Consider the following 15877-nt stretch of genomic DNA (forward strand, 5'->3'; position numbering starts at 1 on the left):
TGACGTTGCCCTGATAGACTCCCAATACATCGGGTCTGCGGTCTGCGCAGTGCCGTCGAGTGGTCGAGGCCCCTATGGGAAGAACGGGAGGAAAGGGACTTTCACTGGCCAGGAGGCTCTATACATCGCGAATCCTCGGGCTGGTTCTGGGGCTTTTGTGCGTGAGCGTCGCGATGTATCCACTCGATCCGCCGGCCTGGGTCTGGGCGGTGATGCTGTTCAACGGCCTGGTCTGGCCGCACCTCGCGTATCAATGGGCGCGCCGGGCGAAGGTTCCGTACCACGCCGAACACCGTAATTTGTTGATCGACGCCTTTCTCGGTGGCTTCTGGGTCGCCGCCATGCACTTCAATCCCTTGCCCAGTGCCACGACCATTTCGATGATGGCGATGAACAACGTCGCCATCGGCGGCCTGCGTTTTCTGCTGGCCGGCGCGGCGGCGCAGTTGCTTGGCGTCGGCGTCGGGCTGGTGGTATTTGCCCCCGCGTTCGTCCCGATGACCACGTCGGCACAGCTCTATGCCTGTCTGCCGCTGTTGATGCTGTATCCGCTGGCGCTGGGCTGGATCTGCTTTCGCCAGGCCTACACTCTCGGCTTGCATAAACGCGAATTGCTGGCACTGAGCCGCACCGACAGCCTCACCGGTCTGCTCAATCACGGCGCCTGGAAGGATCAACTGGAAGTCGAGTTTCAACGCTGCAAACGCCAGCAGAGCGGTGCGGCGATTGCGCTGATCGACATCGACCATTTCAAGGCGATCAACGACACCTACGGCCATGTGGCCGGCGATATCGTCCTGCGCCAGCTGAGCAAGATGCTCAAGCAGAACCTGCGCATGGCCGATGTGGCGGGGCGCTACGGCGGTGACGAATTTTGCGTGATCCTGCCGGACTTGCCGCTGTTCAATGCGGTGCAGGCGATGGAAGCCTTGCGTGAGCGTTTTTCCTTTCTGGTGTACGAACAGAACCCGGCGCTGAAAGTCAGCCTGAGCATCGGTCTGGCGGCACTCGATCCGGCCCAAGGCGACGCGACACGCTGGCTCGATGACGCCGACCAGGCGCTGTACGAAGCCAAGGCCGGCGGGCGTAACCGGGTGATTTGCTGCAGCGACGACAAGCCGCGGCGCGAGGTATTCGATTCGGTTTGAACGGATCGGGTGTCGCATCCGGGATGGAGCCTTGGGGCGATGTCAGGTACGGTTCAGTACCCGACACGAAACAAGGATTGATTCATGACGTTCAAATTCCGTCGTTCTCTGCTGGCTGGCCTGTCCCTCACTTTTGCAGCCTCCGGTGTCTTTGCCGAACCGCACAAACAAGTGCTGGCCGATGCCGAGCAATACAAGCCCGAAGCCCTGAAGTTGCTCGAGCGCCTGGTCAATATCGACTCCGGTTCAGGGTATGAGCCGGGGCTCAAGCAAGTCAGCGACATCGCCATCGACGAGCTGAAAAAGCTCGGCGCCACCATCGAGCTGGTGCCCAATACGCCGGAAAAAACCAACCACGTGCTCGCCACGCTCAAAGGCACCGGCAAGGCGAAAATCCTGCTGATGGCGCACATGGACACGGTGTTCAAGGAAGGCTCCGCCGCCGAGCGACCGTTTCACATCAAGGACGGCCGCGCCTACGGGCCGGGGGTGATGGACGACAAGGGCGGGATCGTCGCCGGCATCTACGCGCTGAAAATTCTGAAGAACCTCGACTTCAAGGACTACGCGCAAATCACCTTCCTGCTCGATGCCAGCGAAGAAACCGGCTCGGACGTCGCCACCGACCTGATCAAGAAAACCGCCAAACTTCACGACGTCACCCTCAATCTCGAGCCGGGCCGTCCGGCCGATGGTCTGGTGGTGTGGCGCAAGGGCAGCGCCACCGCGCTGGTCGAGGTCAAGGGCAAGGCCGCCCACGCCGGCGTCGCGCCGGAACTGGGGCGCAACGCGGCGATGGAGGCGGCGCATCAGATCCTGCAACTGGGCAAGCTGGGCGACGAAGCCAGGAAAACCACCATCAACTTCACCGTGCTCAAGGCCGGCGACCGCACCAACGTAATCCCGGATCAGGCCACGGCCAAGGCTGACGTGCGGGCGGCGGTGCCGGAGGAGTTCGACCGGATCGAGAAGGATCTGGCGCGGGTGTCCCAGGACAAGCTGATCCCCGATACCGAAGTGAAGACCTCGCTGCAACGCGGCTTGCCACCGATGCCGCAGACGGCGGAGTCGGATCGTTTGATGGCGATGGCGCAAGGGATCTACGGCGAAATCGGCCGCAAGTTGACCGAAGAAGGCAGCGGCGGGGCGGCGGATGCGAGCCTGTCGGCCGGGGTAGGGACGCCGACGCTGGACGGGTTCGGGATTGTCGGCGGCAACATTCATACGCCGGAGGAATACGCGGAGGTGGAGAGTGTGGCGCCGCGGATTTATCTGTTGTCGCGGATGATTATGGAATTGGCTAAGGGGCGGTGAGCCGGTCGGTGGAGTAGCGGAGTTGGCGGGGTGTCAGGCAGATTTCTCCCTCACCCCAGCCCTCCCGAAACGTCGGACCGCCCGGAGGGAGAGGGAGCTGACCGAGGTGTCTTGCGCTATACATCGACCTGAAACACCGAGTCGATTATGGATTCAGCGCAAATCTTTCACGTCGGTGTATCTCACCAATATCCCCCAATCGGTCCCCTCTACCTCTGGGAGAGGGCTAGGGTGAGGGCCAGATATCAAGCCGAACACTGCCATCAAAACCAGCCCACATATTTCCAAGACCTTTCCTACAACGTACCCTGTTGCCGCGTTTCGGTGCCGACCCCTATAGTCTGGGCTCGCGGAAAAACTCCGCGAACGACCTTGGCCGGTCGCGCAGACAAAACGCAACAGCGTCATCGTCCAGACATTTTCGTGCCTGGATTCGCTTTATGGCAGCTGTGCGCGGGACACCTTCGGGTGTGCCGGATGTGGTCTGCCCGGTCGGCCAACCCGCACACAGCCGCCACCTTCTTCGTTTGGCCGCGAACGGTGGTTGCTCTATTGGAGTTACACCATGACCGATCAAGTAATCCCCCGTTACCTCCCCATCGACACCTACGACGCCGAATCCCCGGTGCTCTTCATCAATACCCAAAAAGAACTCAGCGACATGGCCGCGTGTGCGATGCACCGTTTTGTGGTCGTGCGCGATCTGGCGGACACCTTTTCCAGTCTCGACCTCAAGGGCATTTCCGATTGTGATCTGACGCGCATTACCAGCGCAGTGCATCTGTTGATGCGAGAGGGATGCGCCATTCTGAACGTGATTCAGACGCGGGCATTACAGCGGGAGGAAGGCTTCAAGGCAGCGGTCTAGCGGTATCGCGGCGGGCGCCATGCGAGTGGACTCGTGATGGCGTCGGGCCGCTCTGCCTCTTTGTAGCGTGGTGCGAGGTTACTCTTTGACGCTCATGTATTCCTTGGCCCAGAGGATGTATTCCTCAGGCTGGGTGTAGGTGTGGGTCAGTTCGGTGGCGCTCAGGTCGGAAGCCTGGGTGAAGATCTGGCGTTGTTCGCGCAGGCTGTCGTAGGTCGCCTTGATCGCTGCGAAGTAGGCACCGTGGCCGTCGATGGTCACGCGCACACCCAGTTCGGCCAGGCGTTTGTCGTCGCGCAGCGCCGGGTTGCCGTAGGTCACCAGCATCAGCGGGACGGTCAGGTGTTCGGCGATTTGCTCGAGCTGATCGAAGTCCTGAATACCCACCATGCAGATACCGTCGGCACCGGCAGCCTGGTACTGCTTGGTGCGGCTGATGATTTCCTGGTTCGGCAGGATGCCGGCGTTGGTCCGGGCGATGATTGCCATTTCCGAGTCGACCCGGGCTTCCAGTGCCGCGCGGATCTTGCCGACGCCTTCGGCGACGGTGATCAGGTCGGTGGATTTGCGGCCGAATTGTGCTGGCAGCAGGGTGTCTTCGATGGTCAGCGCGGCGACGCCGGCGCGTTCCAGTTCAACGATGGTGCGCATCACGTTGAGGGCGTTGCCGTAGCCGTGGTCGGCGTCGGCGATCACCGGTAATTGGGCGACGCGGCCGATGCGGGTGGCCTGTTCAGCGAATTCGCTGAGGGTGATCAGGGCAAAGTCCGGAGCGCCCAGCACCTGCAACGAGGCGACCGAGCCGCCGAGAATCCCTACTTCAAAACCCAGGTCAGCGGCGATGCGGGCGGACATCGGATCGAACACCGAGGCGGTGTGATAGCAGGTGTCGGAAGCCAGCAGCTGACGGAAGTTACGGCGCAAATCTTGATGAGAAAGCCTGGTCATACGAGTTCCACCAATACAAAGGAATGGAAAGGCTTGAGCAAAGGTGTCAACGCCGAAGGTGAAAAGGCTATCACGCCAATGGGTCAAGGATCATGACGAATTAACGAGGAAGTTAACCAGGAAAAACCTGTTCAGGCGCTTTCTCTACAGGAATCTGAGCTCAGGCCGCTACCGCCTGCTGCTGTCGATTGGGCAACGGCACTGCCCGCACCGAGTTGCCCGGCTGCAATTGCAGGCGTTTGGCGGTCAGGCGGTCGATCACCAGACTGCTGCCGACCCGGCGTCCCGCCGCCACGGTGATGCGGCAGTTTTCCAGGCGCCGGTTGTGGATCAGCCACAGGGGCGCCTGATCGTCCGGCGTGCCGATGCTCAGGGTCAGTTCCAGGCTGTCGCGCACCGTGCGGATGCTGCGGATCGGCGCCTCGATGACCGGGCCGCCGTCAAATATGTCGATATAACCTTTATGGGCAAAACCCTCGGCCTGGAGGATTTTCAGCGCCGGCTCGGTGTTGGGGTGGGCCTGGCCGATCACGGCCTGGGCCTGTTCGGTGAGCAGGCAGGTGTACAGCGGCTGGCGCGGCATCAGTTCGGCGATGAAGGCCTTGTTGCCGAGCCCGGACAAGTGGTCGGCGTGGCTGAAGTCCATCTGAAAGAAGTGCCGGCCCAGACTGTCCCAGAACGGCGAACAGCCTTGCTCGTCGGCACTGCCGCGCAGTTCGGCGATCATTTTTTCGCCGAACAGGTGCGGGAATTCGGCAACAAACAGCAAACGCCCCAGCGACAGCAGACGGCCATTGCTGCCGTGGCGCTGGTCGTGGCGCAGGAACAGCGAGCACAGTTCCGATTGGCCGGTCAGTTCGTTGTTGAGGAACAGCGTCGGGATCTGCCGCTGAATACCCAGGTCCGGCGCCGAGCTGACGGTCAGCCCGACCCGATAGTTGTACCACGGCTCGCGCAGGCCGACGGCCCCGGCCAGGGCGCTGACGCCGACCACGCGCTGTTCGTCGTCTTCAAGCACGAACAGGTAATCGGCATCGGCCCGCTCGACCTGCTCGGCGAACGCCCGTTGTGCCCAGCGCACCCGGTGGGCCAGGCGATCTTCGTTGGCGGGCAGGGTGGTGAACCCCGGGCCGGCCTGTTGCACCAGCGTCATCAACGCTGGCAGGTCGCTGACTTGAACCGGACGGACAATCATGCTGCAACTCCTTTTGCGCGCCTGCTCGGGCACTGTCGTTGGGTAGGGGCGCGGTTCACAGGGCGATCAACCGGATCGTGCCGCCAGCGCGGACGTTGAGCGCCGCGCACAGGGCCGGGTCAAGCGCCAAGGGCTGACCGGGCTGGAAATCCAGCTCGGCAACCACTGCCCGAAAGCCATGCAGAGCATCGTTGCTCACCAGATAGCGTCCGCGAGCATCGATCAGGGGTTCTTCCTCAACCGTAACTGTCTGGCTCTGCGCGATCGAACGGATGTTGGCGGTGCGTGCATACAAGGTCGGGCCGGCATCGAACAGGTCGATGTAGCTGTTGGTTTCAAAACCTTCGCGCTCGAGGATGTCGAAGGCTTCCTGGCCGTCCGGGTGAATGCGGCCGATGCAGTCCTGCGCCGCTTGCGGCAGCATTGGCACGTAGATCGGGTATTGCGGCATCAGCTCGGCGAGAAACGTACGGCTCTGCAAGCCGCACAGGCGTTCGGCCTCGACGTAGGGCAGGTCGAAGAAATGTTTGCCCAGCGCATCCCAGAACGGTGAATGCCCTTGCTCGTCGCTGTAACCGACGATTTCGGTGATCACCGCTTCGGCAAAACGTGGCGCGTGGGCGGCGATGAACAGCAGCCGTGCCCGCGACAGCAATTCGGAAAACGGCGTGCGCACCAGTGCCGCGTCGATGTGGAAACCGCGCAGCAGTGTGTGCCCGCTCAGGTCGTGACACAGCGACAGCGCCGGCACGCCGTGCTCGATATTCAGCTCCCGCGAGGCACTGGTGAAGTGGCGGTTGCGCAGGCTGTAGAACGGCTCGTTGAAACCTGCGGTGGCGAGAATTTCCGAACAGCCGACCAGTCGATGGCTGTCGATGTCTTCCAGCACGAAGAAGTAGTTCTCCGGGCCCTGAGCGGCCGCATCGCTGTCGAACGAGGCGCAGGACGCGGCGATTTTTTCGCCCAGGCGTTCGCTGTCGTCCGGCAGGGATGTGACGCCTACCAGGCTGTCGCGCGCCAATTGTTGCAATTGAGGCAGGTCGTTTGGCTCGACTGGACGTAAGACCAGCATGGATGCACTCCTGTATCAAAAGGTTCGGCCCATTCGCCGAACCTGACTATCACTGTCGGTTTCCACGCGTTAAAGCGGCGGTCGCCTGATTTGTTGTCAGACGCCGCTCTTTTTCTTGTCAGCCATTGCTCGGGTCAGGCAGCGCGGTACTGGCGCCGAGCTTGTTCAGGAAGAACAGGTACACCAGACCCAGTGCAATCCAGATCAGGCCGAGTTTCTGGGCATCGACGCCCATGTTGTACATGATGGCCGCGACGATGATGAAGCCGATCACCGGGCAGATCAGGTGACGGATCACCTGTCCGGACTTCTGCCGGCGCCAGTAGTAGTTGATCACGGTCAGGTGCAGCAGCATGAAGCCGCTCAGGGCGCCGAAGTTGACCAGCGAAGTCAGGGTGTCCACCGAATTGATGAACAGGTAGCAGATCACCAGCGACAGCACGGCCACCAGATAAATGCTCAGGTACGGCGTGTTGTGTTTCGGATGCACCTTGGCCAGCACTTTCGGCAGCTTGCCGTCGCGGGCCATGCCGAACAGCAGGCGCGAGACCGCGGCTTGCGAAGTGATTGCCACCGCCACGCCCCAGGCCAGGGCCGTGGCCACGCCGGTCAAGGTCGCGAGCCAGCTGCCAGCGGCGATTTCGGCGATTTCATAGAACGCGGTGTCGGCGGATTTGAAGCCCATGCCCGCTGCCAGATCGGTAGCGATCCAGGTTTGTGCGACGAAAATCACCCCCATCACCAACAGAGTGATCAGCGCCGCTCTGCCGACGCTGCGACCCGGATCGCCCTTGATCTCTTCGGCAAGGGTGGAAATCGCATCGAAACCGAGGAACGACAGCACCGCAATCGACACCGCTTGCATCAGCAGGGCGAAGTTGAAGGTTTCCGGGTGATACAGCGGCGCGAGGGTCAACTGGCCGTTACCGCCACCGTTGTGCAGGGCATTCCAGGCGTAGAACAGGAAAATCCCCAGCACCACCAGTTGCGCGAGCAGGAACAGGATGTTCATGCGAGCGGTGAAGGTGATGCCACGCAGGTTGACGAAGGTTGCGCTGACCAGGAACGCCAGAATGAAACCGACTTTCGGGATGTCCGGGTAGAGGTGGTTGAGCGCCATCGCCGCGTAGACGTAAAGCAGCGGCGGAATCAGCAGGTAATCGAGCAGCATCAGCCAGCCGGCGATGAAACCTACGTGTTGATTCAGGCCCCGTTGCGCGTAGGAATACACCGATCCGGCAATCGGAAAGGCTCGGGCCATGCTGCCGTAGCTGAGCGCGGTGAAGACCATCGCCACCATGCCGATGATGTACGCCAGAGGCACCATCCCCGGTGCCTCGGCGTTGACGTAGCCATACACGCCGAACGGGGCGATGGGGATCATGAATATCATCCCGTACACCACCAGGTCGGTCAGTGTCAGGCTACGTTTCAACTCCTGTTTGTAGCCGAACTCTTCTATTTCCATGAAGCGCAACTCCTTGTCAGCCAATCGGTCGTTTTAGTTGTTATATCGGTCCGTCGTTTACAGCATCAGCAGTGGTTACAACATTTTTTACAGCAGTGGTGCCAGATAATTCGCCCAGCGAGAAACCGCTTCCGGGCTGCGCAGAAGGTCGTTGCGCACTTCGATCAACACCGAATCGAGGCCCCGGGCATCGCCATGCACCGGCACGGTCATGTCGCCCAGCGGGTCGATCCTGTACGGCTGGTTGCCGGCGACTTTCAGCGGATGTCGCTCCAGACCGTCGAGCATCCGTTGGGCATAGGCCCTGGCCTGACCGAACAGCACGCCGACTTCCAGCTCCCGCGGCTGGCCGTAATACACCGGGGTGAAACTGTGAATCCCTACCACCCGCACCGGTCGACCTTCGGCCAGACGTGCATCGATCAGTTGTTGCAGGCGCGTGTGAAACGGCTTGAACAGGCACTGGCGACGGTATTCGCGGGTGGCCTCGTCGAGCTCGCGGTTGCCCGGCACCTGGTAGATCTCGCTCTGCGCCGGGATGCTGTCAGGCGCATGCCGGGGGCGATTGAGGTCGATCAGCAGGCGCGAATAGTTGGCGCTCAACAGCGTGGCCCCCAATTGCTCCGACAGTTGCTCGGCCAGCGCCAGGGCGCCGATGTCCCAGGCAATGTGTTCGCGCGCCGCCGTATCAGCCAGGCCCAGATTGTTCAGGGCCTCGGGGATGTAGCGGCTGGCGTGTTCGCACACCAGAATCAGCGGGTGCGTCGAATCTTCACGGCTCAGGTTGTAGACCGGTCGGGTGTACAACCCAAGCTCAACGGATTCAGTACAGGCGTGCATAGTGCTCACAAAGATCAGCGGGCGAGAGCTGTTCCGTCAGCGCCAGTTCCTCGGTTTTAAGGGCGAAAAAAGTATCGAGCAACGCGCTTGGCAGCGCTTCGACCAGCGCTTCACTGCGACGCAGGCAATCCAGTGCCTGGGCCAGGGAGGCGGGCAGGGCAACGATGCCCCGGGCCTTGCGTTGTTCGTCGTTGAGTGAATCGGGGATTTCATCGGTGATCGCGTTCAGCGCCAGACGCTGCTCAATGCCCAGGCGTCCGGCGATCAGCAGCGCAGCCATTGCCAGATGCGGTGAGGCGGTGGCGTCCATGGCGCGGAATTCCAGGTTGTATTGCTTCGCCACGGGCTTGTTGCCCACGCTCACGGTCGGGCAGATGCGCAGCGCCGCTTCGCGATTCTGCTGGCCGAGGCAGGCGTAGGACGCGCTCCAGTGATGCGGTTGCAAACGCTCATACGACACCGGCGTCGGTGCAGTGAACGCACACAGCGCCGGCAAGTAATGCAGCACGCCCGCCGCCCAGTGCTGGCCGAGGGTCGACAGGCCATTGCTGGTGCCGGCGTCGTAGAGCATCGGCTGACCCGCCAGATCGAGCAGGCTGATGTGCAGGTGCACGCCGTTGCACACCGCGTCGGCAGCGGTTTTTGGCGCAAAGCTCAGATCCAGACCCATCTGCCGGGCGATTTCGCGGGTGATCTCGCGCACGTTGACCGCGCGATCCGCCGCCGCCACGCCAAGGGTCGGGCGGCAGGTGATTTCGTATTGGTGCTTGCCGTATTCGGGCAGGAACATTTCCGGCTCGACGCCACCGGCGCGCAACGCGCTGAGCAGCCAGCCGCCGAATTCGGCGCCCTGGCGCTGGGCTTCGAGCGAGAACGCCAGATGTTCGGCAAACCCGGCGTGCAGATTGAATTCGTGTTCGAACGCAGCGTTGACCTGCAAGCCGAGCTCGTCGCGATAGCGCTCGACCTCGTTGCGCATCAGGGTGCGCGGGCACGCCGCCCATGGCCGGCCATCGGTCTCGCGGATGTCGCCATGAATGAAATCCAGCGCCGGCGCTGCGGCGTCCGGGCCGTTGCCGACGGTGACGCGGCTGGCCAGATCGGGAATCAGCCGCAGATCGCCATAAGCGCCCCACGGGCTGGTCGAAGCGATGATGTCCTGCGGCGTCAACGCGCTGTTGGCCGGCACCCAGCCACAACCGGCGGCCTGATAGTGCTCCAGCTCATCGGTGGGAAACGAGCGGCCACGGGTGACGCCGATCAGGTCGGTGGTGACGATGGTGGTCATCGGCAACGGCGACAGGCGTTCGCTCATGGCTGCATCTCCTGCAACCGGCCGAGCACGGTGTCGGTGTCGGTGATCCAGCAGTAGCCCTTGATCGCGTTCAGGCAGGCGTCGTGGCGTGCTTCGGTCCAGGTTGCGCAGGCGTCCGCCACCAGTGTGACGAGGTAGCCACGGTCGGCGGCATCGCGCACGGCCATGTCCACGCACTGGTCGGTGACGATGCCGGCGATGATCAGGTGACGGGTTTCCAGATTGCGCAGCACGTAGTCGATGTTGGTCGAGTTAAAGACCCCGGACGAAGTCTTCGGCAGCACGATTTCGTTTTCCGCCGGGGTCAGTTCGGCGATGACCTGTGCCTGCGGGCTGCCCTTGGGCAGGTGCATGTCCGACAGTTTGTGATCCAGCGAGCGGTCACGGCCATCGGCGGTGAGGCTTTCGATCAGGGTGTGCAGCACGTTCTGCCGAGCGTCGCGGAACGCCTTGAGCAGGCGGACTTGATTGGGCACCACTTGCGAGCGCGTGCGGTTGAGGAAGTACGCGGCGTCCGGGCCTTCGAGGTGCGGGTCGAACTGCGGCTCGAGCCAGGCACGCTGCATGTCGACCAGCAACAGGGCGGTGTGGTCGGTGACAAACGGCAGGTCCCGTGGCGAGCGATGGGGAAGGCTGAACATCCTTATTTATCCTCCAGCAAGTGGGTGTCGAAGTCGTTGCGCAGGGCATCGATGCCTTCCAGGCGATCGGCCAGGTCCGGGCAGCGCAAGGTCAGGCAAGCGATCAGTGCTTCAACCTGAGCCAGCGCCGGGACCATGGTGTCGAACGGCGAGGCCGACTCTACCGGGGCGCTGATGATCATGTCGGCCAGTTCGCGCAGCGGCGAGGCATAGATGTCGGTGAACAGCACGACGCGAGCATTGTTGTTTTTCGCGGCGCTGGCCACGCGCAAGGCCTGGGTCTGGTAACGGCGATAGTCGAACACCAGCACCACGTCCTGACGTTGCAGGTCGAACAGGCGGTCCGGCAGTTGCGCGTTGTCTTCCAGTGCAAAGCAACCGGGGCGCAGCAAGCGCAAATGATTGAGCAGGTAAGTCGCCATCAGACTGCTGAAGCGTCCGCCGAAGCAGTACACCTGGTGCCGGGTGTCGAGCAGCCAGTCGGCGAGAATGCGCACATCTTCCGGTTGGGTCAGGGCCTGGGTTTCGGCCAGTAAATTGTGGCTGTGAGCCAGATAGTGACTCCAGGCGTCGTCCTTGTTCTGATGCGAGCGCGGCTGCAACAGGGTACGCGGCGAGCGCAGGCGATGGTCCATGTCGCTGAGCAGGGCGTCCTGGAATTCGGCATAACCGCCGAAGCCGAGTTTTTTCACCAGCCGCACGATGGTCGGATCGCTGACGCCGGCATGTTCGGCCAGGCGCGCCATCGGGCCAAGCCCGTTGCGTGGATACTGATCGAGCAAGGCGCGAACGACTTTGCGCTCCGACGGCGTCAGGTCAAGGCCGGGGTCGGTGATCAGGTCTCTTAAAGGGGGCATCCGGGCTCCTGCTGGATGGGGTGTTGAATTCGCTTCACAATCCGTTAAAACAGTATTTATGTAACTGACGCTACATGTCTAGCGAATTTTTCGGCGTTTAAATCAAGCCCCAAAATGGGGCGGGATGCCCGTAACGTAAGGGTTACACGGATGTCGATCAGTCTTGTAGTCCATTGCCCATGGTGGTGTCAGACATTGCCGCTTTCATACGCTCGAGTCGCCCAATCGACTTGCCCGAGGCCTCCCGGTTTACGGCACAATTGCCGCTCTATCCGCGATTGCGCCGATGACCGTCCTGTCTTCCAGCCGAGTGATTCCCCGTGCAGACCACCCGTTTGACATTGATCTGCCATGCCAGAACTGTCGCACAAAAATTGGCGTGTTTTCCTACGAACGAACCTGTTGAAGAAACGGCGCTGGCGTCCTGCTCGCTGGCTTCGCGCTTCGATTCAGCTTCGCGCCTGATTTGCGGCCCGGAACTGCGCACTCGCCAGACGGCGTCGTGGTTTGGTCGTGAAGCGCACATTGATCAGGCCCTGCGTGATTGCGATTGGGGACGCTGGCAAGGTCAGTCGATCAAGAATTTGCAGCGGAACGAACCCGAGGCCTTGCAAGCCTGGCTCGACGATCCGCACGCCGCCCCCCATGGTGGCGAGTCGGTGGCGCAACTGCGCGAGCGAGTGGCCGCGTGGCTGGTTTCACTGCAAGCCACCCCGGGGCACGTGGTGGCGGTTACCCATCCGTTCGTGATTCGTGCTGCATTGATGCAGGTCGTGCAGGGCGAGGCGTTTCACAGCCTCGATGTCGAGCCGCTGGCGGCGGTTGATCTGCGGTTTACCGGGCGCTGGCGGCTACGCTTGTCCGGCATGAATCTGGAAGGAGCAGAGCAATGAAGCGATTGCTGGTGATCGGCATCGGTGCCGGCAACCCGGACTACATCACGATGCAGGCGGTGAAGGCGCTGAATCGGGTGGACGTGTTTTTCCTGATGGACAAGGGCCAGAGCAAGGACAAGCTGATCGACCTGCGGCGAGAAATCTGCGAACGCTACATCACCGATCGTACGTACCGTTTCGCCGAAGCCCACAGCCCGGAACGCGAGCGCGGCGATGTGGACTACAACGTCAGCGTCGATGATCTGAACCGCGCCAAGCAACAAACCTTCGAGCGGCTGATCAATGACGAAATGTCTGACGGGCAGTGCGGCGGTTTTCTGGTGTGGGGCGATCCGGCGTTGTACGACAGCACGATTCGGATCCTGCAGGCGATTCTGGCCTCGGGGCGATGTGCGTTTGAATTCGAGGTCATTCCCGGCATCACCAGCGTTCAGGCCTTGGCGGCGCAACACAAGGTGCCGTTGAACACCATCGGCCGCTCGATTGAGATCACCACCGGTCGACGCCTGGCAGCGGGGCAGGTGAGTGACACCGACAGCCTGGTGGTGATGCTTGATGCTGAAGACTCCTACCACCAAGTGGCAGATCAGGAGACAGAGATTTACTGGGGCGCCTACCTCGGCACGCCGGACGAAATCCTCATCCATGGCAAGCTCAACGACGTTGCCGATGAAATCGAGCGGGTGCGCAAGGCCGCGCGGGCCGAGCATGGCTGGATCATGGACACTTATCTGTTGCGCAAGCCTTGATCTCTCGACCAAAGCGTTCGCGATACACCGACGGCGGCACCCCGACCACGCTGCGAAACGCCACACGAAAGCTTTCCACCGAGCGATAACCGCAGCGCAAGGCGATCTGCTCGGTGTTTTGCGGCGTGCTTTCCAGCAATTCCCGGGCTCGGGCCAGACGTTCGTGTTGCAACCAGGCCTTGGGTGACTGGCCGCTGGCTTCGCTGAATTTGCGCAGGAAGGTGCGTTCGCTCATCGCCGCTTCGCTGGCCAGATCGCGCACCTCCAGCGGTTCGTGCAGGCGCTCGCGGGCCCACTGCATCACACGCGACAGATCGCTGCGCGGGGTCGGGCTGACCGGCGTCGGAATGAATTGCGCCTGACCGCCGGTGCGTTGCGGCGACATCACCAGCCGTCGCGCCACCGAGTTGGCGATCTGGGTGCCGAAGTCTCGCGCCACCAGATGCAGGCAGGCGTCGATCCCCGCTGCACTGCCGGCCGAGGTAATCAATTGGCCGGAATCGACGTAAAGCACGTCCGGGTCGACATCGATGGCCGGGAAGCGCTCGGCCAGTTCTGTGGTGTATCGCCAGTGAGTGGTGGCGCCGTGCCCGTCGAGCAATCCGCTGGCGGCCAGCACAAACACGCCCGAGCAGATCGACAGCAACCGGGCGCCGCGTGAATGGGCATCACGCAATGCGTCGAGCAAGACTTCCGGCACCGGCGCATTTCGGTCGCGCCAGCCGGGAATGATGATGGTGCGCGCATTCTCCAACAGCTCAAGACCGCCATCGGCCAGCACCTGGATCCCGCCCATGGCGCGCATCGGGCCTTGATCGACCGCCGCAATGCAGTGCTCGTACCACGGAAAGTCGAACTCCGGCCGGGCCAGGCCGAAGATCTCCACGGCGATCCCGAACTCGAAGGTGCAGAGGCCGTCGTAGGCCAGGATCGCGACCAATCCAGGTGAATCAGGCATTTGGCGGAAAATTCCCGGTGAGTGTCTTGTGCGCCACTGTAGCGGCCAGCGGCGGCTCGATAAAGTCCGTTCATCCCCACAGACAAAGGAGTGATTCAACATGCCCAGCCTGGTTCGCGAAATTCCTGCAGCGCCTTCGGCCATTGCCCTGATGCATTTCAGCAACCGTCTGACCTTCGAAACCGATTGTTCCGACGTCTTCAGCAGCCAGCAGGCCGGCGAAGTCGACTTTGTGCTGGTGGACGTGCGCGGGCCGCTGGCCTTTGAGCGTGGGCATGTGCCGGGAGCGATCAATATTCCGGGGCGTTTGCTTACAGCGGAAGGGCTGGCGGACTACGCGAAAAACACACTGTTCGTGGTTTATTGCGCCGGCCCTCACTGCAATGGCGCCAACAAGGCCGCGGTGAAGCTGGCGGCGTTGGGTTATCCGGTCAAGGAGATGATCGGTGGAGTGACCGGGTGGCTGGATGAAGGCTTTCAGTTGAGTGTCGCGACACCGCGCGTCACCGCCGCACCGATCGCTTGCGATTGCTGATAGCCGGAGGGTTGCCGCTTCGGCGGCAGCTTTTGTCGGCTTTGTCCTACAACCCTTTGCACCGCTCTGGCGCACACTTTTCCCATGTGATGGCACTCGCCGATTTTCTGTAAGTATTTGTCGCTTAAAAACAATTTGCCCCGTGCGCGCCGCCATAGACTGCCGGCCACGTCGGTTTCTTTGTGCTGCACAGCCCAAGGCCGAACCTGACAATCGAAAGCTGCCAATAAAAGCCTCCGCACACGGGAGTAATAAATGAAAAAGCTGGTTATGTTCGGTGCCCTGGCACTGTCGATGTTGTCCCTGACCGCCGTGGCCGAAGACGCCAAGCCGATCCGTATCGGTATCGAAGCCGGTTACCCGCCATTCTCGATGAAAACCCCTGACGGCAAACTGGCCGGTTTCGACGTGGACATCGGCGATGCGCTGTGTGAGCAGATGAAAGTCAAATGCACCTGGGTCGAGCAAGAGTTCGACGGCCTGATCCCGGCGCTGAAAGTGAAGAAGATCGACGCGATCCTGTCCTCGATGACCATCACTGACGACCGCAAGAAAAACGTCGATTTCACCATCAAGTACTACCACACCCCGGCGCGCTTCGTGATGAAGGCCGGTTCCGGCGTGAAAGACCCGCTGGTCGAGCTCAAAGGCAAGAAAGTCGGCGTGTTGCGTGCCAGTACCCACGACCGCTACGCCACCGAAGTGCTGGTGCCGGCCGGTATCGAGCTGGTGCGTTACGGCTCGCAGCAGGAAGCCAACCTGGACATGGTCTCCGGTCGTATCGACGCAATGCTGGCCGACTCGGTCAACCTGAGCGACGGCTTCCTGAAAACCGACGCCGGCAAAGGCTTCGAATTCGTCGGCCCGACCTACGAAGACGCCAAGTACTTCGGCGGTGGCGCCGGTATTGCGGTGCGTAAAGGCGATACCGAGCTGGCGGAGAAATTCAACGCCGCCATCAACGAAATCCGCGCCAACGGCAAGTACAAGCAAGTGCAGGACAAGTACTTCGACTTTGACGTATACGGCCATTAATACGCAGTAAGAAGAAAGTGGCCCCGTTTGCGCGGTGG

General features: G+C 61.7%; 16 protein-coding genes. 7 read left to right on the forward strand and 9 right to left on the reverse strand.

What is annotated here, in order from left to right:
• The first annotated feature begins 74 nt into the window (after window positions 1-74).
• The 3 genes from PDR5_RS10905 (at window position 75) to PDR5_RS10915 (ending at window position 3330) form a co-directional block, all read left to right on the forward strand.
• Window positions 75-1148 carry a diguanylate cyclase gene (locus tag PDR5_RS10905; protein ID WP_064595271.1) on the forward strand — a complete coding sequence of 358 codons (1074 nt, stop codon included), beginning with the start codon at window positions 75-77 and terminating at the stop codon, window positions 1146-1148.
• 84 nt (window positions 1149-1232) lie between these two features.
• Window positions 1233-2462, forward strand: coding sequence for a M20/M25/M40 family metallo-hydrolase (locus PDR5_RS10910; RefSeq protein ID WP_064595273.1), 1230 nt, complete (start codon window positions 1233-1235; stop codon window positions 2460-2462).
• 565 nt (window positions 2463-3027) lie between these two features.
• Complete coding sequence (locus PDR5_RS10915; protein WP_064595275.1) at window positions 3028-3330, forward strand: hypothetical protein; 303 nt, start codon at window positions 3028-3030, stop codon at window positions 3328-3330.
• 78 nt (window positions 3331-3408) lie between these two features.
• On the opposite strand, the gene PDR5_RS10920 is transcribed toward PDR5_RS10915, so the two are convergent.
• From PDR5_RS10920 to PDR5_RS10955, 8 genes are all read right to left on the reverse strand, one after another.
• Window positions 3409-4278, reverse strand: coding sequence for an isocitrate lyase/PEP mutase family protein (locus PDR5_RS10920; RefSeq protein WP_007956238.1), 870 nt, complete (start codon window positions 4276-4278; stop codon window positions 3409-3411).
• A gap of 160 nt (window positions 4279-4438) precedes the next feature.
• Entirely contained in the window at window positions 4439-5473 is a 1035-nt protein-coding gene (astA, locus tag PDR5_RS10925; RefSeq protein ID WP_064595277.1) for an arginine N-succinyltransferase, read from the reverse strand.
• 55 nt (window positions 5474-5528) lie between these two features.
• Window positions 5529-6545, reverse strand: coding sequence for an arginine N-succinyltransferase (locus PDR5_RS10930; protein WP_064595279.1), 1017 nt, complete (start codon window positions 6543-6545; stop codon window positions 5529-5531).
• Window positions 6546-6663: 118 nt separating this feature from the next.
• Window positions 6664-8013 (reverse strand): APC family permease, encoded by a 1350-nt coding sequence (locus tag PDR5_RS10935; RefSeq protein WP_064595281.1) that lies wholly within the window; start codon window positions 8011-8013, stop codon window positions 6664-6666.
• Window positions 8014-8100: 87 nt separating this feature from the next.
• Window positions 8101-8853, reverse strand: coding sequence for an N-formylglutamate amidohydrolase (locus tag PDR5_RS10940; protein WP_064595283.1), 753 nt, complete (start codon window positions 8851-8853; stop codon window positions 8101-8103).
• A complete protein-coding gene (locus PDR5_RS10945) occupies window positions 8837-10168 on the reverse strand; it encodes a glutamine synthetase (RefSeq protein ID WP_064595285.1) in 1332 nt (443 codons plus the stop codon). Before PDR5_RS10945 ends, PDR5_RS10940 begins: the two co-directional genes overlap by 17 nt.
• Window positions 10165-10809: an isochorismatase family cysteine hydrolase gene (locus tag PDR5_RS10950; protein WP_064595287.1), complete on the reverse strand. Its 645-nt coding sequence runs from the start codon at window positions 10807-10809 to the stop codon at window positions 10165-10167. The genes PDR5_RS10945 and PDR5_RS10950 overlap by 4 nt, the downstream gene beginning before the upstream one ends.
• Before the next feature lie 2 nt (window positions 10810-10811).
• Window positions 10812-11666: a MurR/RpiR family transcriptional regulator gene (locus PDR5_RS10955; RefSeq protein WP_007956246.1), complete on the reverse strand. Its 855-nt coding sequence runs from the start codon at window positions 11664-11666 to the stop codon at window positions 10812-10814.
• A 320-nt stretch (window positions 11667-11986) separates the two neighbouring features.
• Between PDR5_RS10955 and PDR5_RS10960 the strand changes: the two genes are divergently transcribed.
• Together PDR5_RS10960 and cobF are read left to right on the forward strand one after the other, a co-directional pair.
• Window positions 11987-12559 carry a histidine phosphatase family protein gene (locus tag PDR5_RS10960; protein WP_064595289.1) on the forward strand — a complete coding sequence of 191 codons (573 nt, stop codon included), beginning with the start codon at window positions 11987-11989 and terminating at the stop codon, window positions 12557-12559.
• A complete protein-coding gene (gene cobF / locus PDR5_RS10965) occupies window positions 12556-13311 on the forward strand; it encodes a precorrin-6A synthase (deacetylating) (RefSeq protein WP_064595292.1) in 756 nt (251 codons plus the stop codon). The genes PDR5_RS10960 and cobF overlap by 4 nt, the downstream gene beginning before the upstream one ends.
• Here the strand turns inward: cobF and ftrA are convergent.
• On the reverse strand, window positions 13280-14269 hold the full coding sequence (gene ftrA / locus PDR5_RS10970; RefSeq protein WP_064595293.1) for a transcriptional regulator FtrA: 990 nt from the start codon (window positions 14267-14269) through the stop codon (window positions 13280-13282). The two genes, cobF and ftrA, sit on opposite strands and share 32 nt — an antisense overlap.
• A 100-nt stretch (window positions 14270-14369) precedes the next feature.
• On the opposite strand from ftrA, the gene PDR5_RS10975 reads away from it, so the two are divergent.
• Together PDR5_RS10975 and PDR5_RS10980 are read left to right on the forward strand one after the other, a co-directional pair.
• Window positions 14370-14804 (forward strand): rhodanese-like domain-containing protein, encoded by a 435-nt coding sequence (locus PDR5_RS10975; RefSeq protein WP_064595299.1) that lies wholly within the window; start codon window positions 14370-14372, stop codon window positions 14802-14804.
• 255 nt (window positions 14805-15059) lie between these two features.
• Window positions 15060-15839 carry an ABC transporter substrate-binding protein gene (locus tag PDR5_RS10980; RefSeq protein ID WP_039767817.1) on the forward strand — a complete coding sequence of 260 codons (780 nt, stop codon included), beginning with the start codon at window positions 15060-15062 and terminating at the stop codon, window positions 15837-15839.
• The last annotated feature ends 38 nt before the right edge of the window (window positions 15840-15877 follow it).

Origin of the sequence: Pseudomonas sp. DR 5-09, from assembly GCF_001655595.1 — a bacterium.
Lineage (GTDB): Bacteria > Pseudomonadota > Gammaproteobacteria > Pseudomonadales > Pseudomonadaceae > Aquipseudomonas > Aquipseudomonas pharyngis.